2 protein-coding genes are annotated in these 1097 nt (G+C 43.9%); both read left to right on the top strand.

Annotation, left to right across the window (positions count from 1 at the left end):
- Positions 1-64: 64 nt before the first annotated feature.
- Positions 65-481 carry a helix-turn-helix domain-containing protein gene (locus tag CZ367_RS13800; protein WP_202613108.1) on the top strand — a complete coding sequence of 139 codons (417 nt, stop codon included), beginning with the start codon at positions 65-67 and terminating at the stop codon, positions 479-481.
- Positions 397-1080 (top strand): IS630 family transposase, encoded by a 684-nt coding sequence (locus tag CZ367_RS13805; protein WP_144005935.1) that lies wholly within the window; start codon positions 397-399, stop codon positions 1078-1080. The genes CZ367_RS13800 and CZ367_RS13805 overlap by 85 nt, the downstream gene beginning before the upstream one ends.
- The last annotated feature ends 17 nt before the right edge of the window (positions 1081-1097 follow it).

Below are 1097 nucleotides of genomic sequence, written 5' to 3' on the forward strand. Positions count from 1 at the left end.
TATAAGTAAGTGAGCAAAATTAGTTTACATAAAATATTTATTGTATTTTTCCGTTTTATATGCAATGGGAAAGCCAAAAGTATTGGAGTTGACGGAGGCAGAACGCCTCGCACTCGAAAAAGGATTTCGCTTAGGCGAAAAGCACTGCTTCCGCATGCGTTGTCGTGCTGTGTTACTGAAAGCAGACGGACTGTCTTCTGCAGCAGCGGGCGTGCAAACGGAAATGAGCCACGTGAGCGTAAACGCTTGGGTAAAACGTTTCAAGTCCGAAGGAATAGACGGATTGAATACCCGTTCTGGCAGAGGTCGAAAACCTATTATGGACTGTTCGGACGAGGAAGCTGTGCGTCGTGCAATAGAGCAAGACAGACAGAGCGTGAGCAAGGCAAGAGCGGCATGGGAGCAAGCCTCGGGCAAAGAGGCAAGCGACTCAACATTCAAACGTTTTTTATCAGCATTGGCGCAAGATATAAGCGAATAAGAAAACGCCCAAGGGGAGAACCCTCGCCGCAACTCTATGAATACAAAGTCGAGAAGTTGCAAAAACTTGAAAATCAAGCGTCTGAAGGACGCATTAGGCTCTATTATGCTGATGAGAGCCACACTTGTACTGAAGGATATGTCCCTTACGGTTGGCAACTGCAAGGGGAGGATGTTTATGTCCCCTCCCAAAGGGTGGCACGACTCAATATCTTTGGAATGATAGACCGTGATAACCGTTACAATGGATTCACCACATTCGAAAAGATGACGGCAGATAAAGTCCTCAGTTTCCTTGATGATTTTTCGTTCAACTTGGAGATGGACACTTTTGTTGTCCTTGACAATGCTTCCGTACATAGAAACAAGAAGATCAAAGAACTTCGCCCAATATGGGAGCAAAGAGGACTTTTCCTCTTTTTCTTGCCTCCATATTCGCCACAATTGAATATTGCGGAAACACTTTGGCGTATTCTTAAAGGCAAGTGGATAAGACCACAAGATTATATAACTACTGACATACTTTTCTATACCACCAACAGAGCTTTGGCAGATATCGGAAAGGGGTTGCGTATAAACTTCTCTAAACATGTCGCTTAATTTTGATTAGTTACTTA

Source organism: Prevotella ihumii (genome assembly GCF_900155655.1).
Taxonomy (GTDB): Bacteria; Bacteroidota; Bacteroidia; order Bacteroidales; family Bacteroidaceae; genus Prevotella; species Prevotella ihumii.

Bases quoted from the DNA above. Each gene is read 5' to 3' on its own strand.
- CZ367_RS13800 (WP_202613108.1), top strand. From the start codon at position 65: ATGGGAAAGCCAAAAGTATTGGAGTTGACGGAGGCAGAACGCCTCGCA.
- CZ367_RS13805 (WP_144005935.1), top strand. From the start codon at position 397: ATGGGAGCAAGCCTCGGGCAAAGAGGCAAGCGACTCAACATTCAAACG.